The sequence below is a fragment of the Candidatus Pseudomonas phytovorans genome, from assembly GCA_029202525.1.
In the GTDB taxonomy this organism is placed as follows: domain Bacteria; phylum Pseudomonadota; class Gammaproteobacteria; order Pseudomonadales; family Pseudomonadaceae; genus Aquipseudomonas; species Aquipseudomonas phytovorans.
On sequence record CP119325.1, the window covers coordinates 191599 to 214846 of the forward strand.

At 61.2% G+C, this 23248-nt stretch carries 24 protein-coding genes and 2 tRNA genes; 17 read left to right on the plus strand and 9 right to left on the minus strand.

Annotation, left to right across the window (positions count from 1 at the left end):
• Positions 1 to 27 precede the first annotated feature (27 nt).
• The 4 genes from P0Y58_00800 to P0Y58_00815 all read right to left on the minus strand — a co-directional run bounded on the left by P0Y58_00800 (position 28) and on the right by P0Y58_00815 (position 3353).
• A complete protein-coding gene (locus P0Y58_00800) occupies positions 28 to 288 on the minus strand; it encodes a DUF2164 domain-containing protein (GenBank protein ID WEK30762.1) in 261 nt (86 codons plus the stop codon).
• Positions 289 to 927 carry an imidazole glycerol phosphate synthase subunit HisH gene (gene hisH, locus P0Y58_00805; GenBank protein WEK30763.1) on the minus strand — a complete coding sequence of 213 codons (639 nt, stop codon included), beginning with the start codon at positions 925 to 927 and terminating at the stop codon, positions 289 to 291.
• On the minus strand, positions 928 to 1521 hold the full coding sequence (gene hisB, locus P0Y58_00810; protein ID WEK30764.1) for an imidazoleglycerol-phosphate dehydratase HisB: 594 nt from the start codon (positions 1519 to 1521) through the stop codon (positions 928 to 930).
• Positions 1522 to 1691: 170 nt separating this feature from the next.
• Positions 1692 to 3353, minus strand: coding sequence for an OFA family MFS transporter (locus P0Y58_00815; GenBank protein WEK30765.1), 1662 nt, complete (start codon positions 3351 to 3353; stop codon positions 1692 to 1694).
• A 249-nt stretch (positions 3354 to 3602) separates the two neighbouring features.
• Here P0Y58_00815 and P0Y58_00820 point away from each other — a divergent pair, with 249 nt between their 5' ends.
• The 4 genes from P0Y58_00820 to P0Y58_00835 all read left to right on the plus strand — a co-directional run bounded on the left by P0Y58_00820 (position 3603) and on the right by P0Y58_00835 (position 7360).
• Entirely contained in the window at positions 3603 to 5861 is a 2259-nt protein-coding gene (locus tag P0Y58_00820; GenBank protein WEK30766.1) for an AsmA family protein, read from the plus strand.
• Positions 5858 to 6925 (plus strand): A/G-specific adenine glycosylase, encoded by a 1068-nt coding sequence (mutY, locus tag P0Y58_00825; protein ID WEK30767.1) that lies wholly within the window; start codon positions 5858 to 5860, stop codon positions 6923 to 6925. The genes P0Y58_00820 and mutY overlap by 4 nt, the downstream gene beginning before the upstream one ends.
• Positions 6922 to 7194 carry an oxidative damage protection protein gene (locus P0Y58_00830; protein ID WEK30768.1) on the plus strand — a complete coding sequence of 91 codons (273 nt, stop codon included), beginning with the start codon at positions 6922 to 6924 and terminating at the stop codon, positions 7192 to 7194. Before mutY ends, P0Y58_00830 begins: the two co-directional genes overlap by 4 nt.
• Positions 7195 to 7284: 90 nt before the next feature.
• Positions 7285 to 7360, plus strand: a tRNA-Phe gene (locus tag P0Y58_00835).
• 139 nt (positions 7361 to 7499) lie between these two features.
• Here the strand turns inward: P0Y58_00835 and P0Y58_00840 are convergent.
• The 3 genes from P0Y58_00840 to P0Y58_00850 form a co-directional block, all read right to left on the minus strand.
• Positions 7500 to 7805, minus strand: coding sequence for a putative addiction module antidote protein (locus tag P0Y58_00840; GenBank protein WEK30769.1), 306 nt, complete (start codon positions 7803 to 7805; stop codon positions 7500 to 7502).
• Between the two features lie 9 nt (positions 7806 to 7814).
• A complete protein-coding gene (locus P0Y58_00845) occupies positions 7815 to 8105 on the minus strand; it encodes a type II toxin-antitoxin system RelE/ParE family toxin (protein WEK30770.1) in 291 nt (96 codons plus the stop codon).
• A gap of 105 nt (positions 8106 to 8210) precedes the next feature.
• Complete coding sequence (locus P0Y58_00850; protein ID WEK30771.1) at positions 8211 to 8744, minus strand: hypothetical protein; 534 nt, start codon at positions 8742 to 8744, stop codon at positions 8211 to 8213.
• Positions 8745 to 8873: 129 nt separating this feature from the next.
• Here P0Y58_00850 and P0Y58_00855 point away from each other — a divergent pair, with 129 nt between their 5' ends.
• Entirely contained in the window at positions 8874 to 9317 is a 444-nt protein-coding gene (locus P0Y58_00855) for a hypothetical protein (protein WEK30772.1), read from the plus strand.
• A 181-nt stretch (positions 9318 to 9498) separates the two neighbouring features.
• Here P0Y58_00855 and gabP read toward each other — a convergent pair whose 3' ends face one another.
• Positions 9499 to 10884, minus strand: a complete 1386-nt coding sequence (gene gabP / locus P0Y58_00860; protein WEK30773.1) for a GABA permease — start codon at positions 10882 to 10884, stop codon at positions 9499 to 9501.
• A 640-nt stretch (positions 10885 to 11524) separates the two neighbouring features.
• On the opposite strand from gabP, the gene P0Y58_00865 reads away from it, so the two are divergent.
• The 10 genes from P0Y58_00865 (at position 11525) to P0Y58_00910 (ending at position 18419) form a co-directional block, all read left to right on the plus strand.
• Positions 11525 to 12298, plus strand: a complete 774-nt coding sequence (locus tag P0Y58_00865; GenBank protein ID WEK30774.1) for an ABC transporter ATP-binding protein — start codon at positions 11525 to 11527, stop codon at positions 12296 to 12298.
• Positions 12299 to 12309: 11 nt separating this feature from the next.
• Positions 12310 to 13068 (plus strand): ABC transporter substrate-binding protein, encoded by a 759-nt coding sequence (locus P0Y58_00870; GenBank protein WEK30775.1) that lies wholly within the window; start codon positions 12310 to 12312, stop codon positions 13066 to 13068.
• Positions 13069 to 13122: 54 nt separating this feature from the next.
• Positions 13123 to 13815, plus strand: coding sequence for an ABC transporter permease (locus tag P0Y58_00875; GenBank protein ID WEK30776.1), 693 nt, complete (start codon positions 13123 to 13125; stop codon positions 13813 to 13815).
• Positions 13815 to 14504 carry an ABC transporter permease gene (locus P0Y58_00880; GenBank protein WEK30777.1) on the plus strand — a complete coding sequence of 230 codons (690 nt, stop codon included), beginning with the start codon at positions 13815 to 13817 and terminating at the stop codon, positions 14502 to 14504. The genes P0Y58_00875 and P0Y58_00880 overlap by 1 nt, the downstream gene beginning before the upstream one ends.
• 128 nt (positions 14505 to 14632) lie before the next feature.
• Positions 14633 to 15838 carry a methyltransferase gene (locus tag P0Y58_00885; GenBank protein WEK30778.1) on the plus strand — a complete coding sequence of 402 codons (1206 nt, stop codon included), beginning with the start codon at positions 14633 to 14635 and terminating at the stop codon, positions 15836 to 15838.
• Positions 15839 to 16299: 461 nt separating this feature from the next.
• Positions 16300 to 16548, plus strand: a complete 249-nt coding sequence (locus P0Y58_00890) for a hypothetical protein (GenBank protein WEK30779.1) — start codon at positions 16300 to 16302, stop codon at positions 16546 to 16548.
• A gap of 98 nt (positions 16549 to 16646) precedes the next feature.
• A tRNA-Thr gene (locus P0Y58_00895) sits at positions 16647 to 16722 on the plus strand.
• 255 nt (positions 16723 to 16977) lie between these two features.
• The gene (locus P0Y58_00900) at positions 16978 to 17172 is read left to right on the plus strand and encodes a colicin E3/pyocin S6 family cytotoxin (GenBank protein ID WEK33249.1); all 195 of its coding nucleotides are present in this window, start codon (positions 16978 to 16980) and stop codon (positions 17170 to 17172) included.
• Positions 17173 to 17181: 9 nt separating this feature from the next.
• On the plus strand, positions 17182 to 17493 hold the full coding sequence (locus P0Y58_00905) for a hypothetical protein (protein WEK30780.1): 312 nt from the start codon (positions 17182 to 17184) through the stop codon (positions 17491 to 17493).
• Positions 17493 to 18419 (plus strand): ImmA/IrrE family metallo-endopeptidase, encoded by a 927-nt coding sequence (locus P0Y58_00910; GenBank protein ID WEK30781.1) that lies wholly within the window; start codon positions 17493 to 17495, stop codon positions 18417 to 18419. The genes P0Y58_00905 and P0Y58_00910 overlap by 1 nt, the downstream gene beginning before the upstream one ends.
• 229 nt (positions 18420 to 18648) lie before the next feature.
• Here the strand turns inward: P0Y58_00910 and P0Y58_00915 are convergent, their stop codons facing one another.
• On the minus strand, positions 18649 to 20946 hold the full coding sequence (locus tag P0Y58_00915; protein ID WEK30782.1) for a TonB-dependent receptor: 2298 nt from the start codon (positions 20944 to 20946) through the stop codon (positions 18649 to 18651).
• Between the two features lie 140 nt (positions 20947 to 21086).
• On the opposite strand from P0Y58_00915, the gene P0Y58_00920 reads away from it, so the two are divergent.
• Complete coding sequence (locus tag P0Y58_00920) at positions 21087 to 21806, plus strand: response regulator (GenBank protein WEK30783.1); 720 nt, start codon at positions 21087 to 21089, stop codon at positions 21804 to 21806.
• A complete protein-coding gene (locus P0Y58_00925) occupies positions 21799 to 23175 on the plus strand; it encodes an ATP-binding protein (protein WEK30784.1) in 1377 nt (458 codons plus the stop codon). The genes P0Y58_00920 and P0Y58_00925 overlap by 8 nt, the downstream gene beginning before the upstream one ends.
• Positions 23176 to 23248 lie beyond the last annotated feature (73 nt).

Here is a 23248-nt window from a genome sequence, read left to right on the forward strand (position 1 = left end):
CTTGGGAACCTGTCTGTTCTTGGGGTTTCAGGGCTTCTCTAGCGCCCACAGATCGCTTTCAATGCTCTCGAACCGCTCCTTGAGGTGCAGTTGAACATCGGCAATCGCCCTGTTGTAGTAAAGGGGTGCAATTTCTTTGCTGAACAGCTCAAGGACTTCGGCCACCTCGAACGAGCCCAGCTCCAGCTCGAAACGGTCTTCGAGAAAGCGCTTGAGCGTGTCGAGCGCATCGCGCTCCTGCTCGGGGGCCAGCGTGATGACCGGGGCCTTGGCCTTCGACCTGCTCATTTACCAGCGCCCGTCCCAGGCGACGAAGTTCTGCAGCAACTGCAGGCCATGGGTATGGCTCTTCTCCGGGTGGAACTGCACGGCAAAGCGCGAGCCTTCGGCCAGCGCGGCGGCGAAATCGACACCGTAATGACCGCGACCCACGACCTGGCCCGGCTTGCCGGCATTGATGTAGTAGCTGTGCACGAAGTAGAAGCGGGCAAGATCAGGGATGTCGTGCCACAACGGGTGGTGGATGGTCTGGCTTACTTCATTCCAGCCCATGTGCGGCACCTTCAGGTGCTCGCCGTCTTCTTGCAGGCCTTTGCCGAAGAAACGCACCTGGCCGGGGAACAGGCCGATGCAGTCAACGCCGTTGTTTTCTTCGCTGCTGTCCAGCAGCGCCTGCATGCCAACGCAGATGCCGAGGAACGGGCGGTCCTGGCTGACCTCACGCACCAGGCTGTCGAAGCCCAGGCGGCGGATTTCGGCCATGCAGTCGCGAATCGCGCCTACGCCCGGGAACACCACGCGGTCGGCCTCACGGATCACTGCGGCATCGCTGGTGACCAGCACCTTGCCGGCGCCCACATGCTCAAGCGCCTTGGCCACCGAGTGCAGGTTGCCCATGCCATAGTCGATTACGGCTACCGTCTGCATTTACAGGCACCCTTTGGTAGACGGCATCTGGCCTGCCATGCGCTCGTCGAGGGTGGTGGCCATGCGCAGGGCGCGGCCGAAAGCCTTGAACACGGTTTCGATCTGGTGGTGGGTGTTGTGGCCACGCAGGTTGTCGATGTGCAGGGTTACCAGGGCGTGGTTGACGAAGCCTTGGAAGAACTCCTGGAACAGGTCGACATCAAAGCCGCCAACGCTGGCACGGGTATACGGCACATGCATCTGCAGGCCTGGGCGGCCGGAGAAGTCGATGACCACGCGCGACAGCGCTTCGTCCAGCGGCACATAGGCGTGGCCGTAGCGGAAGATGCCTTTCTTGTCACCGATGGCTTGGGCGAATGCCATGCCCAGGGTGATACCGACGTCTTCGACGGTATGGTGATCGTCGATATGCGTGTCACCCTTGCACTCGATATCCAGGTCGATCAGCCCATGGCGGGCAATCTGGTCCAGCATGTGTTCAAGGAAAGGCACACCGATATCGAATCGGGCCTTGCCACTGCCATCGAGGTTGATCGAGCACTTGACCTGGGTTTCCAGGGTATTGCGCTCGACGGAAGCCTTACGTTCGACCATCACCAGCTCCGCAAAATCATTGGGCGAAAAGGGCTCCATTATAGGCCCAGAACGCGCCAGCTTGAAACGCGGATGACATATGGCAACGCAAGCAATTACGGGGGTGGGATGCTGCTACAGGTCTATACAACCGAACATGCCGGGGCCGCGTTGCAGCCCCGGCACTTGGATCAATGGAACAGTACTGCGGTCTTTTGCAAGGTAACCCAGACCCCCCAGGCCAACGGCACGACCACCACTGCCCAGGCCAACACCACCAGCGGCAGGCTACCCGGCGCGGCCTTCCACTCCAGCGAGCGCGCCTCATCAGCACCCTTGTCATGGCTCAAGGCCCGTTCGGCAGCCAGCTCGGCATCGCTCATGAAGTGCTTGTCGGCCACCGGACGAACCAGCATGTTGCAGATAAAGCCCAGCACCAGCAGGCCGGCGAGGATGTACAAGGTCATGTCATAAGCTGCCGCACGCTCCACGCCCGCTGCCAACTGAGACTCGCGCAGGTAGGTGATCAGCACCGGCCCAAGTACCCCGGCAGCCGCCCAAGCGGTCAGCAGGCGACCATGAATTGCGCCGACCATCTGAGTGCCAAACAGGTCAGCCAGGTAGGCCGGCACGGTCGCGAAACCGCCGCCATACATCGAAAGGATGATGCAGAACGCGGCCACGAACAGCGCCACATTCCCCAGGTGCCCCATGTTCGGCACCAGGCTGTACAGGCCAACACCCAAGGCGAAGAAGGCGAAGTAGGTGTTCTTGCGGCCGATGTAGTCGGAGAACGACGCCCAGAAGAACCGCCCACCGATGTTGAACAGGCTCAGCAGGCCGGTGAAGCCGGCGGCGATCGCGGCAATCTGCGCCAGCTGGGCAGCGTTCAGCTGGTTGAAGGTCAGTTCGTTGCCCAGCAATTTGCCGGCGAATACTTCCTGCAGCAGGGGCGAAGCCATGCCCAGAATACCGATGCCCGCCGACACATTCAGGCACAGCACCAGCCAGATCAGGGCGAACTGAGGGGTTTTCCAGGCCACGCTGACGTGCACATGGCGGTCGGTCACCATGGCGTTGCCGGCTTTCTTCGCCGGGGCGGTCCAGCCTTCAGGCTTCCAGCCGGTCGGCGGCACACGGTAAGCCAGCGCGCCAGCCGTCATGAACACGAAGTAGATCGCCGCCATCGCGACAAAGCTCTGCCATACGCCCACTTCGTGCTCGTTGCCAAAGTGCCCCATCAGCGCGGTGGCCAGCGGCGCACCCACCATGGCCCCGCCGCCGAAACCCATGATTGCCATACCGGTGGCCATGCCACGTTTGTCCGGGAACCATTTGATCAGGGTCGACACGGGCGAAATATAGCCCAGGCCCAGGCCGATACCGCCGATCACCCCGGAGCCCAGCCACATCAACCAAAGCTGGTGGGTTTTCACGCCAATGGCCGAGATCAGCATGCCACCGCACCAGCACAGTGCCGATACAAGCCCGGCCTTGCGTGGGCCAGCGTGCTCCAGCCAACCGCCAAGCACTGCCGCCGAGCATCCGAGGAAGACGAAGAACAGGGTGTAGATCCAGCTCAACATCGAGATAGGCCAGTCGCACTCAGCGCTGAACAGGCGGGCAACAAAGCCCATGTCCGCCGCGCAGGCGACAGGGGCGGTGATCCCAAGTGCTTGCGACAGGGGCAGCCAGAACACCGAGAAACCATAGGCCATGCCGATGCACAGATGAATGGCAAGGGCCGCGGGCGGGACCAGCCAGCGGTTGAAGCCCGGGCGGGCGATGATGCGTTCCTTGGTCAGGAAGCCTGGCGCAGTGGCCGAGGTCCCTGCCGCGACGGTACTGGTCATGGATCTGATCCTTCTTATAGGGTGGGTGCTCGCAAAGCGGCGCAAGATTAGCAGAGCCAAGTGGCGTGAAAGCAATCTGATATCGTGATTTTTTGCTCTGCTGAAACGGTCCTGTTTGCCTGTGGAAAGCCGTACCATCTGCTGCAAGTGTAGGAAATGCCCTGTATCTCTAGCCGAATAAGCAGGGACAACCACCGCGGCGTTATACTCTGCCGCCTGAATTCACTAACGGACTACAAGGACTCGCCCATGAAAGCGTTCGGCAAAATCCTGGGACTGGGGCTTCTCGGGTTGCTGCTGATCATCGTGGCGCTGGGCTTCGCCCTGACCCACCTCTTTGATCCCAACGACTACAAAGACGAGATTCGCCAGCTGGCGCGCGACAAGGCTCACGTCGAGCTGACCCTCAACGGTGACATTGGCTGGAGCCTGTTCCCGTGGCTGGGCCTGGAGCTGCACGAAGCAAGCATCGCCACCTTGGCCAAACCCAAGGAGCCGTTCGCCGACCTGCAAATGCTCGGCCTGTCCGTGCGCGTGCTGCCGTTGCTGCGCCGCGAAGTGCAGATGAGCGACGTGCGCGTCGAAGGCCTTAATCTGACCCTGGCCCGCGACGAACACGGCCATGGCAACTGGGAAGACATCGGCAAGCCGCTGCCCGCGCAGAACGGCACCCCTGCCGATGCGCAAGCGAATGCCCCCGCTCAGGCCCCCGCCGAACCGAAGCCGGCGCCTGCCGATGGCAACGAGCGTGCCGTCAAGCTGGACATCGACAGCCTGACCGTGAACAACGCCCGCGTGCAGTACACCGATGCCAAGACTGGCCAGACCTACAGCGCCGAGAGCATCCAGCTGAGCACCGGCCCGGTTCACGAAGGCGCGAACATTCCGCTCAAGGCCAGTGCCTTTATCAGCGCCAGCGAGCCGAACATCAAGGCCCGCACCGAGCTGGCCGGCGAACTGCGCTTCGACCGCAAGCTCAAGCGCTACAACTTCGAGGACATGCGCCTGTCAGGCGAAACCTCGGGTGAGCCAACCGGCGGCAAGACCGTGACCTTCGCCGCCCAGGGCCAACTACTGGTCGACATGGCCGCCAATGTCGCTTCGTGGAACGGCCTGAAAGTTTCGGCCAACCAGCTGCGTGCCCTGGGCGAGCTGAATGTGCGTGACCTGGACAAGGCGCCACAACTGAGCGGTGGCCTTTCCATCGCGCAGTTCAACCTGCGCACCTTCCTCGACAGCATTGGCCGCCCGCTGCCGGCCACCAACGACTCGGCAGCCTTCGCCAAACTGGAGCTGGTCACCCGCCTGCAGGGCACAGCAAACAGCCTGGCCCTGGAAGACCTGGCGGTGAAGCTGGATGACAGTACCTTCAGTGGCCGTGTGGCCGTGGAAGACTTCGCCAAGCAGGCCCTGCGCCTGCAGCTCAAGGGCGACACCTTCGACGCTGACCGCTACCTGCCAGCCAAGAGCGAAGAGGCCAAGGGCGCCACTGCCGCGCGCCAGGCCGAGGTCAAGCAGCAAGAAGCCAGCGCCGTAGCCGGTGCCGGTACCACACCACTGCCCAACGCCCCGACCCAGGTAGCCTGGAGCGACGACAAGCTGCTGCCGGTCGACCGCCTGCGTGCCCTCGACCTGCAGGCCGACCTGGCCTTTGGCTCGCTGACCGTCGACAAGCTGCCGATCGAAGATGCCCAGCTCAAGGCCATCGGCCAAGGCGGCCTGCTGACCCTGCAAACCTTGCGTGGCGAGCTGTACAACGGCACCTTCGAAGCCAAAGGCACGGTCGACGTGCGCCCTGCCGTACCGCAGTTGGGTGTGAACACCAACATCCAGCGGGTGCCGGTAGAGCACTTCATCAAGACCGAAGGGAAGGACCAGGTGCCACCGGTCAAAGGCCTGCTGACCCTGACCAGCGACCTCACCGCTACTGGCAACAGCCAGAAAGCCCTGGTCGACACCCTCAACGGCAGCGCCAACTTCACCATCAATGATGGCGTGCTGGTCAACGCCAATCTGGAACAGCAGCTGTGCCAGGCCATCGCCACACTCAACCGCAAAACCTTGAGCGGCGAGCCACGTGGCAAGGACACCCCGTTCCAGGAACTGCGCGGCAGCCTGGTGGTGCGCAATGGCGTTGCCAGCAACCCGGACCTCAAGGCGCGCATCCCGGGCCTGACCGTCAACGGCCACGGCGACCTCGACCTGCGCGTGCTGGGCATGGACTACAACGTCGGCGTGATTGTCGAAGGCGACCAGCGCGCCATGCCGGACCCGGCCTGCCAGGTCAACGAACGCTATGTGGGCGTTGAAGTGCCGCTGCGCTGCCGCGGCCCGCTGGAACTCGGCGCCAAGGCCTGTCGCCTGGACCAGGGCGGCATGGGCAAGGTAGCCGCGAAGCTGGCCGGCAACCGCCTGAAAGACAAGATTGATGAAAAGCTTGAAGAGAAACTCGGAGACAAAGTGAGCCCGGAAGTAAAAGACGCACTCAAGGGGCTGTTCAAGCGATGAGCCCCGAGCAGTTCTCCAGCGCTGTGCTGGACTGGTATGACGAGCACGGCCGGCACGAACTGCCCTGGCAACAGGGCATTACCCCATACCGGGTGTGGGTGTCGGAAATCATGTTGCAGCAGACCCAGGTCAGCACCGTGCTCAACTACTTCGACCGGTTCATGCAGGCCCTGCCGACCGTGCAGGCCCTGGCCGAGGCGCCGGAGGACGAAGTGCTGCACTTGTGGACGGGGCTGGGCTACTACACCCGCGCACGTAACCTGCAAAAGGCCGCAAAGATCGTCGTCGAGCAACATGGCGGCGAGTTTCCGCGCAGTGTCGAGCAGCTTACCGAGCTGCCCGGCATCGGCCGCTCCACGGCCGGCGCCATTGCCAGCATCAGCATGGGCATTCGCGCGCCGATCCTCGACGGTAACGTCAAGCGCGTGCTGGCCCGCTACACCGCCCAGGCCGGCTACCCCGGCGAGCCCAAGGTGGCCAACCAGCTGTGGGCCACGGCCGAGCGTTTTACCCCGCAGCAACGCGCCAACCACTACACCCAGGCCATGATGGACATGGGTGCCACGCTGTGCACCCGCAGCAAGCCCAGTTGCCTGATCTGCCCATTGCAGCGCGGCTGCGAGGCGCACCTGCACGGTGAAGAAACCCGCTACCCGGAGCCCAAACCGCGCAAGGCGCTGCCGCAACGGCGCACGCTGATGCCACTGCTGGCCAACCACGAAGGCGCCATCTTGCTTTATCGCCGCCCTTCCAGCGGCCTGTGGGGTGGTTTGTGGAGCCTGCCGGAACTGGACGACATCGCCCAGCTCGACGACCTGGCCTACCAGCACGGCCTGCGCCTGGCTGACAGGCGCGCCATGGACGGCCTGACCCATACCTTCAGCCACTTCCAGCTGGCAATCGAGCCCTGGCTGGTGCACGTCGACTTGGTCGGCGAGCACGTGGCCGAGGCCGACTGGCTCTGGTATAACCTCGCCACCCCGCCGCGCCTGGGCCTTGCCGCCCCGGTGAAAAAGCTGCTTGAACGCGCGGCCGACGAACTGATTGCAGGAGACGCCCGATGACCCGCACCGTGATGTGCCGCAAGTACAAAGAAGAACTGCCAGGCCTGGAGCGCCCGCCCTACCCCGGCGCCAAGGGCCTGGAAATCTTCGAACACGTCTCGCAGAAAGCCTGGGCCGACTGGCAGAAGCACCAGACACTGCTGATCAACGAAAAACGCCTGAACATGATGAACGCCGAGGACCGCAGGTTCATCCAGGGCGAGATGGACAAGTTTTTCGCTGGCGAAGACTACGCCCAGGCAGACGGCTACGTTCCACCGGCCGAATGACCCCAAAAATCGTAAGCGACGGAATTAATTTAAAATTTTTTCAAAAAGTCGTTGACGAGCGGTCCGGAAATCTATTTAATTCACCTCGTCGCCCAGATAGCTCAGTCGGTAGAGCAGAGGATTGAAAATCCTCGTGTCGGCGGTTCGACTCCGTCTCTGGGCACCACCTTCAAGCTTCTGGTGGTTGCAAAGTTACCCGAAGCGACAACAAGAAACCCGCCTAGTGCGGGTTTTTTGTTGTCTGTGATTTCTCTGTCTGAGGCAGCATCAAGCTGCCCCTTGCGTTTTACCGACAACCCATACCGCTACCCAGCGGCCTGAGGGGGCACTGCTTCAGCATGAAGCCTTATGCCTAGCGCCGCCATGACCTTCATGATGGTCGCCAGGCTGGGGTTACCCTCTGCGGACAAGGCCTTGTACAAGCCTTCTCGAGTGAGACCCGTGTCGCGAGCCAGCTGAGCCATACCACGGGCCCGAGCGATATCTCCCAAAGCGGCTGCAAGCAGCGTTGGGTCGTTCTCCTCAAGACAGGCCTCAAGGTACAAGAGCATGTCTTGCTCGGTCTTCAAATGGTCAACAACGTCCCATTTGGTGAGTTTGTTACCCGTCATGGCGGCCTCCTAAAGATCGCGTGCCAATTTGAGCGCAGATTTGATATCTCTGGCCTGCGTGGCTTTGTCGCCACCTGCTAACAGAATGATCACTTCATAGCCACGTCGAACGAAATAAACCCGATAGCCTGGACCAAAGTCGATCCGAGCCTCGGATACTCCTTCACCGATCGGCTTACAGTCACCCAACGCCCCAAGCTCGATTCGACGCAACCTCACATTGATTCGAGCCCGCGCGCGATCATCCCGCAGTGCAGCGAACCACCTTCTATATGTCTCAGTTTGAATGATTGTGGGCATTAGAAAAATGTAAACCACAGTTCACATTACATCAATTTGCACCTGTTTCAAACTGTTGAACCAACCCTGCTCAGCCGCAGGCACGAACCAGCCAGGCAGGAGGCATCAGAAGTTGGCCATGACGCTGCAGTATTCAGCTTTTGTGACCTGCACCGGCGCCTCTGCCCCCAGTTGCTGTAGCTTCACGCCGCAGGCACTGTAGCCATGGACCACCACTTCGTAGTCGGCGCCCTTCTGCGGCACGAAGTAGAACATGCCCAGGCAGTTGGTGACGCTGTTGTAGCTGCCACGGCCGCCATCAAGAAAGTGCAGGGTGAACGGCTTGCCGGCCGGGACAAGCACCTCACTGACCACATCACCCTGCATGGCACTAGCGCCCTCGGGCATACCCAGGCTTTCGCCATTACGGTCGGCGAAGCCCTTTTGCGGAACGGCAATCACCCCTGCCCCCGGGCTGTACCAGTCGACGCAGTCCTTGCCCGGTACGGCACGTACCATCCCATCGGCGATGACCCGCAGACGCGCGGTATCACCAGAGGTCGGAGAGCCATACGGGGTGTTGAACGACTTGACTGCGGCGATGTTGCCGCAGCCGCCTAGCGCCACAGTCAGCAGGCAAAGCGCGAGCGATGTTTTCATCCGTGAATTCCTCATGAGCAGGTACCGGGCATCCGGCAGCGTGACTGAGACCGTCGCATGCCGCTTGGGTTTCGCAGGCAAGTGCGATTCAATGCACGCACTTTTCAGACACACCCAAGGACTCACTCGATGGCCACCCCAACCAAGCAACAAAAACGCGCCAAGCGCGCCGCCAGCAAGGCCAAGCAGAACCGCATGGTACGCAGCGGCCAGGCAGTCAAGGCCAGTGCAGGCGACAGCGCCAGCATCGAGCAGGTGTTCAACAAGGCACTGGAATCGAACAGCTACGACGATCTGTTTGAAAGAATGAAAGCCGCACAGGAAACCGGCCTGGTCGCGATGATTTCGGTGTTCCTGGCCGAACCACTGCTGGCACTGGTACTGAAAGGGCATAACGAAGAGCACGCCACCGACTACATCGTGCTGGTGTTCAACGCCTACCGCAGCTGGCTCGATGGCGCCGACGAAGAGGCCACCATGGCCTGGCTGGAAAGCGATGAGTTCCAGGAAGCCTATGTTGCCGCGTCCGAAGTGGTGGCCAAGCAACAGCAACTGCAGAAGCAGTTTGGCTGACAGGTAGATCTAACCTGTGCCGGCCCTTTCGCGGGTGAACCCGCTCCCACAGAGACACCACACACCTCAAGTGCTGTGACATCCCTGTGGGAGCGGGTTCACCCGCGAAGAGGCCGGTACAGGCAACAAAAAAGGCCGCGCCCCTCTCAGGACGCGGCCTTTTCATTGCAGCCAGCGCGGATCAGTTATCCAGCGCCACCCGCCCTGCAGCCTCACGCTTGCGGTGCACCAGCAAGCCAGCCGCCACCACACCAATGCTCAACAGCGCGGTCGCCATGATTTCGACGCGGTGATCTTCACCCAGCGCCATCACCACCAACACGGCGACGATGAAGGCAATGGTCGCCCAGGTCAGGCCCGGGAACAGCCACATCTTGAACGAGATCTTCTCGCCGCGGGCTTCACGCTGGGCACGCATGCGCAGTTGCGACACGGCAATCACCAGATAAACCAGCAGCGCAATGGCGCCAGAGCTTGCCAGCAGGAACTCGAACACCTGGGCCGGAGCCAGGAAGTTGGCGAACACGCAGAGGAACGCCGCTGCGGTGGACATCAGTACCGCCACATGCGGGGTCGCCGCCTTGGTGGTGCGCTGGGCAATAGCCGGGGCGTCGCCACGCTTGCTCAACGAGAACAGCATGCGCGAAGAGGTGTACAGCGCCGAGTTCAGGCAGCTGGTCACGGCAATCAGCACGACGATGTCGACGATCAGCTTGGCATTCGGCACACCGATACGACTCAGCACGGTCTGGTAGGAGCCCAGCTCAGCCAGGGCCGGGTCGTTCCACGGCACCAGGGCCACGACCAGGAAGATCGACACCAGGTAGAACAGGCAGATACGCCAGATGACCGAGTTGGTCGCGCGGCTGATCTGCTTGCCCGGGTCCTTCGACTCGGCAGCGGCGATGGTGACAATTTCGGTACCCATGAACGAGAACATGGTGGTCAGCATGGCTGCCAGCACTGCGCCCAAGCCGTTAGGCATGAAACCTTGGGTATCGAACAGGTGGCTGGCACCGCTTACCTGGCTGTTTGGCACAAAGCCGAACAGCGCAGCACAACCCACGGCGATGAAGCCGATGATCGCCAGCACCTTGAGCAGGGCGAACCAGAACTCGAACTCACCGTAGTTCTTCACGCTGCACAGGTTGGTCAGGGTCAGCGCCAAGGTAATGATCAGAGAGAACGCCCACAGGTCAACCGCAGGGAACCAGGCATGCAGAATGGCCGCGGCGGCGTTGGCCTCCAGCGGAATCACCAGCACCCAGAACCACCAGTACAGCCAGCCAATGGTAAAACCGGCCCAACGCCCGATGGCGCGGTCGGCATAAGTAGAGAAAGAACCAGTGTCAGGCGAGGCGACCGCCATTTCACCCAGCATGCGCATCACCAGCACGACCAGCGTACCGGCGGCGGCGTAAGCCAGCAGCACGGCCGGGCCGGCAGCGGCGATGGCGTGGCCGGAGCCTACGAACAGGCCGGCACCGATGACGCCAGCGATGGACAGCATGGTCACATGCCGTTGTTTGAGCCCCTGAGCGAGGTCATTGGAATTGTTACCGCTCATTAAAACTACCTTTGTAAGGAGTGGACCACGCCGACTGCGGGTACGGAGCGCGCCTGGGGTTGACCTAGGCGTCGCTGCAATCGGCGGTTTCCTATGGCAATTAGCGCGCCATGTGCTGAATGCATTCGTCAGAAAATTCTGCGGGCCTTTCAGGACGCGGTTTGGAGGGCTTTCGGCCAAGCCTTGACCGAATGGACGCCAAAACATCGGATTACTGAAATACCCACTTACAAACGCACCAAAGGTGCTCCCCGGTAACACCTGTGCACCAGCGCAATGCAGAAAAGTGCAACCTTGAGGTACAACCTTTTAACCCGCTGACGTATTTGTGGGTAACCCCGCTCACATTGAAGACGTTTGACCTAAAGGTCGGGTTTACCCCGCGGATGGGCCAAAACCGCTTCCATGAGCGGGCTAAAGCTGGCACCATCGCGCCTTTTTTCATCAAGGCTCTGGTGCTGGGCGACACCTTCGCGGACATCTGCGCGACGTTACGCTGTAGCGATGCGACAAACTGCCCCACCAGTGCCCACAGTCCCCGGCGAGCCTGTTGGCCGTCATAATGCCGCTATGCTAGCTTGGCGCACGCCAGGAAGGCCGCCAACAGCTGGGAACGCACCCGAACACAAGAGGACCGCACATGGCTCAGGCCACGCCCGCGCTGGAAATCCGCAACTTGCACAAACGCTACGGCGAGCAGGAAATTCTCAAGGGCATTTCGCTGACCGCACGCGACGGTGACGTGATCTCCATCCTGGGGTCGTCCGGCTCCGGCAAGTCCACCTTGCTGCGTTGCATCAACCTGCTAGAAAACCCGCACCAGGGCGAAATCCTGGTTGCCGGCGAAGCGCTCAAGCTCAAGGCTGCCAAAAACGGCGACCTGATTGCCGCCGACAACCGCCAGATCAACCGCCTGCGCAGCGAAATCGGCTTTGTCTTCCAGAACTTCAACCTGTGGCCGCACATGTCGGTCCTCGACAACATCATCGAGGCGCCACGCCGCGTGCTTGGCCAAAGCAAAGCCGAAGCAACAGAAGCCGCCGAAGCGCTGCTGAACAAGGTGGGCATCTACGACAAACGCCACAGCTACCCCGCCCAACTATCCGGTGGCCAGCAACAGCGTGCCGCCATTGCCCGTACCCTGGCCATGAAGCCTAAAGTCATCCTGTTCGACGAGCCTACTTCGGCGCTCGACCCGGAAATGGTCCAGGAAGTGCTAAACGTTATCCGCGCATTGGCCGATGAAGGCCGTACCATGCTGCTGGTAACGCACGAGATGAGCTTTGCCCGCCATGTGTCCAGTGAAGTCGTCTTCCTGCACCAGGGCCTGGTCGAAGAGCAGGGATCGCCGCAGCAGGTCTTCGAAAACCCGACCTCGGCGCGTTGCAAGCAATTCATGTCAAGCCACCGCTAACGGAGCAATACATGCACACTTACAAGAAGTTTCTCCTGGCAGCTGCTGCCACGCTGGTGATGTCGGCAAACGCCATGGCCGCAGAAAAACTGCGCATGGGCATCGAAGCCGCCTACCCACCGTTCAACAACAAGGATGCCAGCGGTAACGTGGTTGGTTTCGACAAAGACATCGGCGACGCCCTGTGCGCCAAGATGAAGGTCGAGTGCTCGGTTGTTACCTCCGACTGGGACGGCATCATCCCGGCCCTGAACGCCAAGAAGTTCGACTTCCTGGTGTCGTCGCTGTCGATCACCGACGAGCGCAAGCAGGCCGTGGACTTCACCGACCCGTACTACTCCAACAAGCTGCAGTTCATTGCGCCGAAAAACGTCGACTTCAAGACCGACAAGGACTACTTGAAGGGTAAGGTCATCGGCACTCAACGTGCCACGCTGGCCGGCACCTGGCTTGAAGACAACTACAAGGACATCCTGAAGTCCATCCAGCTTTATGACACTCAGGAAAACGCCTATCTGGACCTGACCTCAGGCCGAGTTGACGGCATCTTGGCCGATAAGTACGTGCAGTACGAATGGCTCAAGTCCGACGCAGGCAAGAATTATGAGTTCAAGGGCGAGCCTGTAGTAGACAGCGACAAGATCGGCATTGCCGTGCGCAAAGGTGACACCAAGCTGCGCGATGACCTGAACAAAGCCCTGGCCGAAATCAAAGCCGACGGCACGTACAAAAAAATCAACGACAAGTACTTCCCGTTCAGCATCGAATGACCCGCCCCGATTGGCGCGCCCTTGCGGCGCGCCAGTCCCTAGAATGACCTGCCCATGAATATCGACCTGCACGGATTCGGTCCGGCCATGATGGCCGGCACCCTGATGACCGTAAAACTGGCGCTTTGCGCCTTGCTGCTGGGGCTGGTGCTGGGCTTGCTCGGCGCCCTGGCCAAGACCTCCCCGGCCAAGCCGCTGCAATGGCTTGGCGGCTTTTACTCGACCCTGGTTCGCGGCGTGCCCGAACTGCTGTGGGTGCTGCTTATCTACTTCGGCACCGTCGGGCTGATGAACAGCCTCGGCGAAGCCCTGAACATGCCGGGCCTGGAGCTCAGCGCCTTCGCTGCGGGCGTAATTGCCCTGGGCCTGTGCTTTGGCGCATACGCCACCGAAGTGTTCCGTGGCGCTATCCTGGCGATCCCCAAGGGCCACCGTGAAGCGGGCATGGCGCTGGGCCTGTCCAAAGGCCGCATCCTGTCGCGGATCATCCTCCCGCAGATGTGGCGCATCGCCCTGCCCGGCCTTGGCAACCTGTTCATGATCCTGATGAAAGACACCGCGCTGGTATCGGTGATCGGCCTGGAAGAAATCATGCGTCACTCGCAAATCGGTGTGACCGTGACCAAAGAGCCGTTCACTTTCTACATGGTCGCCGCCTGTATTTACCTGAGCCTGACCGTCGTTGCCATGACCGGCATGTACTTCATGGAAAAACGCGCCGCTCGCGGCTTTGCGAGGGCTGAATAATGAATTGGGAAGTCATCTTCAAATGGCTGCCACGCCTGGCCGAGGGCGCGGTCCTGACCCTGGAGCTGGTGGCCATTGCGGTGGTTGCCGGGTTGATCCTGGCCATCCCGCTGGGCATCGCCCGCTCTTCGCGCCACTGGTACGTGCGCGCGGTGCCATTCAGCTACATTTTCTTCTTCCGTGGTACGCCGCTGCTGGTGCAGCTGTTTCTGGTCTACTACGGCCTGGCGCAGTTCGATGCAGTGCGCGCCAGCGCGCTGTGGCCGTACCTGCGCGATCCGTTCTGGTGCACGGTACTGACCATGACCCTGCACACCGCCGCCTACATTGCCGAGATCCTGCGCGGCGCGCTGCAGTCGATCCCCAAAGGTGAGATCGAAGCAGCACGGGCGCTGGGCATGTCGCGGGGCAAGGCGCTGTTCTACATCATGCTGCCGCGCGCTGCGCGCATCGGTCTGCCGGCGTACAGCAACGAAGTGATCCTGATGCTCAAGGCCAGCGCCCTGGCCAGTACCGTGACCCTGCTGGAACTGACCGGCATGGCCCGTACCATCATTGCCCGTACCTACCTGCCGGTGGAGATCTTCTTTGCTGCAGGCGTGTTCTACCTGGTGATCTCGTTCATGCTGGTACAGGGCTTCAAGCTGCTGGAACGCTGGCTGCGCGTAGACGCCTGCCAGGGTCGCTGAGACCTTACTGGCCATTTCGCGGGTAAACCCGCTCCCACAGGTACATCACAAGCCTTGAAACCTGTGCTAATCCTGTGGGAGCGGGTTCACCCGCGAAGAGGCCCTCAAACTCGACACACATCCTTCTCATGCCCAGCCATCTCCACAGCCACCAACTAAGCACCCGCTTCCAGGCCCTCGACCAGTTCCTGATCGAGCACCAACAGCTGTGGAAACCGCGCCCCTTCACCACCCTGCAACTGGACTGGGAAACCACACACCCCGAGCTCGCCGCTCACTTGCGCCAAGCCTCCCTGGCAGATGCAGAAAACCCCGACGCTGCTGATTCGTTGCCGGCCCCGTTCCCGCAACTGGCCCAGCAAGCCCAACAGCTATCCGCCCTGGGCAACCTCCCGGAAACTGAGCTCCCTGCCGCCCCCCATCGCCTGGACGTCGCCGTCCCCGGCCGCAAATGGCAGCAGATCGAAGCCTTCGCCAGCCACCTGGCTTTCCGTACCCAGCCGCACCACTGGCTGGACTGGTGCGCTGGCAAAGGCCACCTCGGCCGCCGCCTGCTGCAACCCGGCCAGCAACTGACCTGCCTGGAGTACGACGCCGAACTGGTCGCTGCCGGCCAAGCCCTGAGCGCCCACCATCACTTGTCAGCGCAGCACGTACATCAGGATGTAATGGCCAGCGACAGCGCCCGCCACCTGGTTGGTGAGAAAAGCGTGGTTGCCCTGCATGCCTGTGGCGATCTGCATGTGCGCCTGATGCAACTGGCCAGCGAGCAAGGTTGCCGGCAACTGGCCGTTGCACCTTGCTGCTACAACCGCATTGCGGCGCAGCAGTACCAGGCGTTATCCACAAAGGGGCAAGCGTCCAGCTTACAATTGTCGCTGGATGACCTGGGCCTGTCCCTGAGCGAAACCGTCACCGCAGGCGCCCGTGTGCGACGTCAGCGCGACACCTCGATGGCCCGACGCCTGGGCTTCGACCTGCTGCAACGCCAGCAACGCCAGAGCAGCGAATACCTGCCAACGCCATCGCTGCCGGTAGCCTGGCTGGAGAAGCCCTTCGCGCAGTACTGCCGCGACTTGGCCGAACTCAAGCAACTGCCCCTGAGCGGCAACCCGGACTGGGCTGCACTGGAAGCTGCCGGCTGGCAACGCCTGGCCGAGGTACGCAACCTGGAGCGCGTACGCAACCTGTTCCGCCGGCCGCTGGAGCTGTGGCTGGTGCTCGATCGCGCCCTGTTCCTCGAAGAACAAGGCTACGAAGTGCGCCTGGGCCTGTTTTGTGACTATCCACTCACCCCGCGCAACCTGCTCATCCTCGCAGAACGCGACGGTTAGCCGCAGCACAACCTGTGGATAAGTCTGTGAACAAGCTTTTGATTACCTGTTGGATCCGAGCGCTATTTCAAACGCTTGGCTTATGCCTGCCCGCAGCTACACGCCAGTAAAAACAGGCATTTGCGCAAAGACCAGCGGCGTAGCGTTCCGGCATGCCTTTCGCGCAAGAGGGTAATGCCACTTGTGCATAAACATTTCTTGTGGTTGGTGCAATAGGCCTTTATGCGTGCCTTGTGGAAGCAACTGTCTTGCTCAAAATCTAAAAGCTGACGCTATCCCTGTGGAAACGGGTTTACCCGCGAAGAGAGCCTATCAGCCAACACAAGGCTAATGCGCAACCTCCGCAACGGTGTATCATCCACCCCCAAATCATTAAAAAGTGACGTCGCGCGCTGCCCGCCAGCCCCGCGACCTTCTGGCGTCGCGCCAGAACCGACAATGGACTAACGGACCCAACCATCGTGACCCAAGCCAAAACCCTCGCCCTGTTGACCCTCGCCCTGGGCCTGACCGCCTGCGCCAGCAACACCGCGCCCCACCCCAACCGCAACCTGGGCTGGAACCACCCCGGCATGCAACTGGGCGGCGACAACGGCCTGCCCCTGCGCACCGAAAGCCCTTGCCGCAAGCGGGGCTGCGACAACGACAAGCTGTTCTTCAACCCGAGCAAAAGCGAGCCAAACGTCAACACCATCCACCGCGGCTGGTAAGAAAATTCTTCTTTTGGGCCGGTGACTTAGGTCATTTTCAAAGATTTGAAAAGAAGTGGTTTACAGGCGTCAAACGATCGTTATAATGACGCCCCATTGCCGGTATAGCTCAGATGGTAGAGCAACTGACTTGTAATCAGTAGGTCCCGGGTTCGATTCCTGGTGCCGGCACCATTCAAGGTTCCATAGAAAGTTTTCAAAATCTCTGGAACCCCCAAAAAACCCGCCTTCTGGCGGGTTTTTTCGTTATACAGCGGCAAAAATCAGGCTGCCATAGCCTGATACGAATTGTGCCCGGCGGTTGCGCATACACCGAAAGTAATTGTTGTAGACTTTTGCCCCTCAACGGCAGTGATGCCGATTTCAAATCTGGATAAGGAATGCTGGATGGGCGGCAAACCCAGGCCCAATCCCTCTATCGTCAGCGGTATGACCGTCGCGTTTGTAGAGGGCGGCCGCAAGTACTACTTTGATACCGTGGCGCAACGATACTATTCATGGGACTCGCTACACGGTGAATTCGAAGTCTTCGACCGACGCGGCTTTCATCTAGGCTCGGTCTGCCCTGATACTGGCATTGCACTGAAGCCCCCGGTCCGCGGGCGACGGATCAAACCGAACTGAGAGGTTCACATGAGTTTTGTCGAGCTATGCCTGGAAGGCAGCGTGCTGGAAGAAGAAATCGAGCGTTTTGTCGAGGACTGGCACGAAGGGCGCCAAGGTTTAGACATGGAGCTGCACGAGTACCTCGGCATGAGCTGGGAAGAATACCAACTTTGGGCAACCACCCCCTCCGTACTTCCGTTCGTGCTTACAGCCAGGAAACGCGGCATCACGCTTGACCAGGAGTTGGCGCAGGACAGACACGCAATGGCGGCTCGCGCAGGGTCAATCGCTGAAGCGACCAAAGTAGAAGCCTGGTTGCGCAGCGTCGGCAAGATCTGATGGCACCTGAGGAAAAAATGGCACGCCGCGTGCTCGCCATTCGCAATTTGCTTCCTCCCTTTGACCTCGACTCGTTGGCAACCGAATACGGCGAACTCGAATACCTCAACCTCCCCTACGACGTTGACGGCATCACCATCGGGATAGGAGGCAGCCAAAGGCCCCGAGTACTGGTTAACGCCTCAGCTCCGGCCACCCGTCGCAAATTCACCTTGGCCCATGAGCTCGGCCACATCGTCATTCCTTGGCACACCGGCACCATCATCTCCCATCTCAGCCCACACCAGGCCGACACGGCGTACATGCAAATGGAGGCCGAAGCTAATCGTTTTGCCGCCGAGCTACTTATGCCGTCCGACTGGCTGGCCGATCAGTACGAAGGCGCAGGTACCGTGGAAGCCTACTTTCGTGCAGTACAGAGCACAGTGGGTGCATCAAGGGAGGCTACCTTCTACAAGCTCTTTAGCTCATTACCCAGCCCCATCATTTGCGTTCAGGTCGATATCAGCAACCACGTGTTGAACGGGAAACGCTCCCCTTCCGCACCTTCACTCCCTCATAGAGGTACCCACGTCGACCGGGAATACTTCCACGCAGACAACCGCTACGAAGAATTCGATATAGATGGGCAGCGCTACATCAGCTGGTCTTTCATCGGCCGGGAGATTGAAGAAATCGACCCTCGCCCTTGGCGCGCGATTTACCAGGAAATTCTGGATGACACCGGGATGCAAGCAAACTTTCAGAGCATCACCGCGATATTGGCCAGTGCGTGCAACAAGAACCGAGCGCAAAGCGAGCACGATACCTGCGGCGCGGTATTTCGGGCTTTCGCTAATTATGAGCGGTACGGACCGGTAGTGAAACATCCGCTGTTTGAGCAATACGTGATCAAACGAGTCAGGGAATTGAAGTTACGTGATTGATTCGATTCATCACCCTCATCCTATGGGAGCGAGCGAGGCTCGGGGATAACCCAGATGACCTGTCCCGGTGTTCGCGGCTGAAGCCGCTCCCACAGTGATTGCGTAGTTTCTGGATTTTATACATGACAGCAGCTCCCAATAGAAGCCGGTGTCTCTGAGGCCTGAGCTGTACCTGTGGGAGCCCGGCTTGCCGCCGATGGACTGCAAAGCAGCCCCTCGGCGGCCTTGATCAGAACGCGGTACTCACCGTCAACGACAGGTTACGCGGGTCTCCATAGATGCCCCCGGCATAGAACCCGTACTGGGTGTAGTAGTGCTTGTCGAACAGGTTGTTGGCGTTGAGGCTGACGCTGGTGTCGTCGGTCAACTGGTACTTGGCCATGGCATTCCAGATGGCATAACCGGACCAGTTCACATCGGTGGCACCATTGCTCACACCATTGGTGGGCTGGCCTGCCGGGCTGGAAATTGCGCGGATGTTGGTCTGCGCCGTCACACCTGCACCCAGGGTCAGGCGGTCGAGCGGGCCGCTCAGGCGGTAGGTGGTCGAAGCCTTGAACAGGTGCGACGGGTCGCTGCGGCCATCGCTGTCGACGCGACGGAAGTGCAGGTAGGTATAACCGGCGTACACGTTCCAGTTGGGGGTCAACGCACCGGCGACTTCCAGGTCGATACCGTCAGTCTCCTGGCCGGAGCCGGCCTTGTAGGCGTCGCCACCGGTCGGTGTGGTCAGGTCGCCGTCCAGCACCGCCTTGTTTTCCTGCTTGGTGCGGAAGTACGCCGCCGAGGCATTCAGGCGGCCGTCGAACCACTCACCCTTGATACCCGTCTCGTAACTTTGCCCGCGAATTGGCTCAACCTTGCTGCCGCTGCTGGTTTCAGAGGTTTGTGGGGTGAAGATGTCGGTGTAGCTGGCGTACAGCGAGTAGTTGTCGTTGAGGTCGTAGATCGCGCCCAGGTATGGGGTGACGATGCCGTTCTCTTCCTGGCTGGTACGCGCGCCTGCCACGCTGCGGGTGGTGGTGGAGTAGTTGCTGGTGCGCACGCCGACGATCACCGACAGCGGGTCGGTGATGCTCAGGCGGGTAGCGGCGTACATGCCCTGCAGGCGAGTGGTGGTCTTGCTGTGGCGGCCGGTACGCGAGGCGAGCATGTTGTAATCGTCGTCCACACCGTTACGCCAGTCCGTCACCGGCAAGCCGTTGTTGGCGCGGAACAGGCAGCCCACCGAGGGCGCACTGGCCAGGCCGTCGCCAACCATGGTGCAGCTGTATTCAGGTGACCAGCCCACGGTACGGCTGTCGTTGTAGCCGACCATCGCCTGGTGGGTGCGGCCGAACATCTGGAACGGGCCTGACAGGTCAATTTGCGCCGATTGCTGGGTGGTGTCGCTGGAGCTGTGCAGGCCGTTCAGCACAGCACCGCTGCCGTCCTGGTCCCAGTAGCCGCCATAGGTGCCGCGCCCGGCCGAGTTGACCTTGGCCAGGCCGCGGTGATTGAGGGTTTCGGTGGTGCTTTGAGCTGCTTTCAGGTCCAAAGCCCAGTCGTTGTCGAAGCGGTGCTGCAGCGAGCCGAATGCGGTGCGGGTGGTGTACTCGCCAAAGCTCCAACTGGGCACCACGTTGGTGCTGCGCGGCAGGTCGGTCTTGCTGCCGTCGCGGTACCACAGCGGGATGTTCGCACCCCAGCCGCCACCCACCACCTTGTTGTACTCGTACTGATAGCCGGCACCGAGGGTGGTGGCGTCGTCCAGGTCGAATTCGAAATTGGCCAGCGCGGCGCGGGAGCGCTCGGACTGGTTGTCGCGGAACGAGTTGGCGTCCTGCTGGGTCATCACGAAACGCGAGCGCAGGCGGCCGTCTTCGGACAACGGCAGGTTCAGGTCGGCACCCAGCCGGCGTTTGTCCCAGCTGCCGTAGGTGGCATAGGCGCTGCCGCCGAAGGTTTTGGTTGGGGCCTTGCGGATCAGGTTGACGGTGGCCGAAGGGTCGCCGGTGCCACCCAGCAGGCCGTTGGCGCCACGCACGATATCGATGCGCTCGTACAGGTCCATGTTGAGCGCGTTGCCGCTGCCGCTGAAATCGGAGCCGCCCTGAGTCTGCAGGCCGTCGATCTTCCAGTTGGTGATGGAGTAGCCACGGGCACGGTAATCGGTACGCCCGCCCACCTCGGATTTGCTCGCTGTCACGCCCGGGGCGGTTTCCAGCGCCTGCTCGATGGTGTGGATGTCGCGGTCATCCATCTGCTGGCGGGTGATGGTGGTGACCGATTGCGGCGTCTGCCGTGGCGTCAGCGCCAGGCCGGTAGAGCTGCGGGTGCTCTCGACCGTGTAGCCCAACTGGCCGGCGTCGTCGGCGGAAAGCAGCGCACTGTCCTCGATCTGGGTGGCATCCAGCTCCAGGGTTTGGCCGTCGGCAGCCATGGCCCCGCCACTGATAGCGACGGCAACGAAGAAGGCCAACGGCTTGAGGCGATTGCCATTTTGGCTGTTAGAGGTGAAGGCGTTCGGGATGCTTATTGGATTCATTTGGGAAGACTTCGTATTTGCAGATGATTTTTTGTTAGGATTCTATGGATCGGCCCTCCAAGCTCCAGACCCGACATGTACGGGGATGTAATTGAACGTAATGAGCGCCCCGGCCCTCACCGCACAGGTGTTTTTTCCGCATGAGCACGACCCTGCTGGTTGTCGACGATGACGACGAGATCCGCGAACTTCTTTGTGATTACCTGACAGATGCCGGCTATATCGTGCTGGCTGCTGCCGACGGCGAGCAAATGCGCGAACAGCTGGCGCGGCAGAAAGTGGACCTGGTGGTGCTCGACCTGATGCTGCCGGGTGAAGATGGTCTTAGCCTGTGCCGCCAGTTACAAGCGACGCCAGGGCTGGCAGTGATCATGCTGTCGGCCAAGGGCAGCACGCTGGACCGCATCATCGGCCTGGAAGTGGGTGCCGACGACTACCTGGCCAAGCCTTTCGAGCCACGCGAGCTGATCGCCCGGATCAAGGCCGTGCTGCGTCGCCCGCAACGCCTGGAGACACCGGCCGAGGAACCGGCTGCGAATGCCCAGCTGTTCGCGGGCTTTCGCCTGGAACACGTGAAACGCCTGCTCACCCGCCCTGATGGCGAAACCCTGACCCTGCCGCGCTCCGACTACCGCGTGCTGCGCGAACTGCTGGAAGCCAACAACCGGGTGGTTTCACGCGACCAGCTGACCCGCAGTGCGTTCGGCCGCGACCACCTGCCCGACGACCGTTCGGTGGACATGTGCGTCAGCCGCCTGCGCCAGCAACTACGACGTGCGCCGGCGGGTGCGGCGCAAATCCTCACCATCCGCAACGAAGGCTACCTGCTGAGCATCGCCAGCCGCGAGACGGATGCCTGACTTGCGCTGGCTTCGCCGGCTGTGGCCGCGCACCTTGTTTGGTCAGCTGCTGCTGATCATGGTCAGCGGCACGTTGGTGATCCAGTTGATGTCGAGCAGCATCTGGTTCGATGTGCGTTTCGCCCAGGTACTAGAGGCACCCGTTCGGTTGATCGCCGCGCGCAGTGCACCACTGATTGCCCAGGCCAGCTGCCACGCCGGTACGCTGAAAGTGCCAGCCCACTACCAGCTGCGCTGCGCCGAAACGCTGCCCACGCCTGAGGATGACGAGCCTCGCGGGCGCAGGCGCGTCGAACTGCTGTTGCAGCAGGCCCTCACGTATGAATTGGGGCAGGCGCGGGAAGTGCGCCTGATGAAGGTGCAACTGACCAATGAACTGGGCCAGCCGATCGTGTGGCGCAGCCTGTTCGGCCTGCGCACGGCCCAGGCGCATATCCAGTTCGCGGTGCCGTTGGCCGATGGCCACTGGCTGACCATCGATGGCCAGGAACTGCAGGGCTGGAGCGGCGAGTCGGCCTGGGTGCTGATCAGCGATTACCTGCTGCGGGTGTATGCGCTGCGCATCTTCGCGGTGCTGCTGGTGTGCCTGGTTGCCGTGCGCCTGTGTCTGCGCCCTTTGCGGCGGCTGGCCGATGCCGCACGGGGCCTGGGTGGCAACCTCGAACAACCGCCTTTGGCACTGGATGGCCCGGAGGAAGTGCGCCAGGCCGCCCAGGCGTTCAACGCCATGCAGCAGCGGCTGATTGCCATGGTCAATGACAAGGCCTACTTCCTGGCCGCCGTATCCCACGACCTGCGCACCCCGCTAACGCGCATGCGCCTGCGCCTGGAGCGCTTGCCGGACGACGAACACCGCCAGCGCCTGCGGCAGAACATTGCGCAGATGGACGACATGATCGGCCAGGTGCTCGATTACCTGCGCGCGGGGGAGCAACTGAATTTGCAGCAGGTGGACCTGGACCGGCTGGTGGCACGCCAGTGCGCCGAACTGGCTAGCGCTGAAGAACCACTACCGGTGCATGGCCAGGCGGGTTGTTCGCAGGTCGATGCCCTGCTGCTGCAGCGCTGCCTGCAGAACCTGCTGGTCAATGCGTTGCGTTATGCCAAGGACGTTTCGGTCACACTGGAGCGCGCAACCACGGGCGTATTCATCCACATCGACGACCGCGGGCCCGGGATTGCGCCGGAGCTGCTGGCGACAATCACCGACCCGTTCGTGCGCGGTGAAGGGTCGCGTAATCAGTCATCTGGCGGGTATGGGTTGGGGTTGAGCATTGCTCAGCGGATCGCCGCAAGCCATGGCGGGGATCTAGTACTGTTGAACCGCGAAGGCGGCGGATTGAGGGTCAGCGTGCTGCTCCCTCTCTGATCAGGTAAGAGTCTTTTACCGATTACCCAGGTTTTCCCTCCCCCGCCTTTGCCTATCCTATGCCCGGTCATCC

What these genes read in the sequence shown, in the direction of transcription:
- P0Y58_00800 (WEK30762.1), bottom strand. Translation starts at nt 288, where the DNA reads ATGAGCAGGTCGAAGGCCAAGGCCCCGGTCATCACGCTGGCCCCCGAG.
- hisH (WEK30763.1), bottom strand. Translation starts at nt 927, where the DNA reads ATGCAGACGGTAGCCGTAATCGACTATGGCATGGGCAACCTGCACTCG.
- hisB (WEK30764.1), bottom strand. Translation starts at nt 1,521, where the DNA reads ATGGTCGAACGTAAGGCTTCCGTCGAGCGCAATACCCTGGAAACCCAG.
- P0Y58_00815 (WEK30765.1), bottom strand. Translation starts at nt 3,353, where the DNA reads ATGACCAGTACCGTCGCGGCAGGGACCTCGGCCACTGCGCCAGGCTTC.
- P0Y58_00820 (WEK30766.1), top strand. Translation starts at nt 3,603, where the DNA reads ATGAAAGCGTTCGGCAAAATCCTGGGACTGGGGCTTCTCGGGTTGCTG.
- mutY (WEK30767.1), top strand. Translation starts at nt 5,858, where the DNA reads ATGAGCCCCGAGCAGTTCTCCAGCGCTGTGCTGGACTGGTATGACGAG.
- P0Y58_00830 (WEK30768.1), top strand. Translation starts at nt 6,922, where the DNA reads ATGACCCGCACCGTGATGTGCCGCAAGTACAAAGAAGAACTGCCAGGC.
- P0Y58_00840 (WEK30769.1), bottom strand. Translation starts at nt 7,805, where the DNA reads ATGACGGGTAACAAACTCACCAAATGGGACGTTGTTGACCATTTGAAG.
- P0Y58_00845 (WEK30770.1), bottom strand. Translation starts at nt 8,105, where the DNA reads ATGCCCACAATCATTCAAACTGAGACATATAGAAGGTGGTTCGCTGCA.
- P0Y58_00850 (WEK30771.1), bottom strand. Translation starts at nt 8,744, where the DNA reads ATGAAAACATCGCTCGCGCTTTGCCTGCTGACTGTGGCGCTAGGCGGC.
- P0Y58_00855 (WEK30772.1), top strand. Translation starts at nt 8,874, where the DNA reads ATGGCCACCCCAACCAAGCAACAAAAACGCGCCAAGCGCGCCGCCAGC.
- gabP (WEK30773.1), bottom strand. Translation starts at nt 10,884, where the DNA reads ATGAGCGGTAACAATTCCAATGACCTCGCTCAGGGGCTCAAACAACGG.
- P0Y58_00865 (WEK30774.1), top strand. Translation starts at nt 11,525, where the DNA reads ATGGCTCAGGCCACGCCCGCGCTGGAAATCCGCAACTTGCACAAACGC.
- P0Y58_00870 (WEK30775.1), top strand. Translation starts at nt 12,310, where the DNA reads ATGCACACTTACAAGAAGTTTCTCCTGGCAGCTGCTGCCACGCTGGTG.
- P0Y58_00875 (WEK30776.1), top strand. Translation starts at nt 13,123, where the DNA reads ATGAATATCGACCTGCACGGATTCGGTCCGGCCATGATGGCCGGCACC.
- P0Y58_00880 (WEK30777.1), top strand. Translation starts at nt 13,815, where the DNA reads ATGAATTGGGAAGTCATCTTCAAATGGCTGCCACGCCTGGCCGAGGGC.
- P0Y58_00885 (WEK30778.1), top strand. Translation starts at nt 14,633, where the DNA reads ATGCCCAGCCATCTCCACAGCCACCAACTAAGCACCCGCTTCCAGGCC.
- P0Y58_00900 (WEK33249.1), top strand. Translation starts at nt 16,978, where the DNA reads ATGACCGTCGCGTTTGTAGAGGGCGGCCGCAAGTACTACTTTGATACC.
- P0Y58_00905 (WEK30780.1), top strand. Translation starts at nt 17,182, where the DNA reads ATGAGTTTTGTCGAGCTATGCCTGGAAGGCAGCGTGCTGGAAGAAGAA.
- P0Y58_00910 (WEK30781.1), top strand. Translation starts at nt 17,493, where the DNA reads ATGGCACCTGAGGAAAAAATGGCACGCCGCGTGCTCGCCATTCGCAAT.
- P0Y58_00915 (WEK30782.1), bottom strand. Translation starts at nt 20,946, where the DNA reads ATGAATCCAATAAGCATCCCGAACGCCTTCACCTCTAACAGCCAAAAT.
- P0Y58_00920 (WEK30783.1), top strand. Translation starts at nt 21,087, where the DNA reads ATGAGCACGACCCTGCTGGTTGTCGACGATGACGACGAGATCCGCGAA.
- P0Y58_00925 (WEK30784.1), top strand. Translation starts at nt 21,799, where the DNA reads ATGCCTGACTTGCGCTGGCTTCGCCGGCTGTGGCCGCGCACCTTGTTT.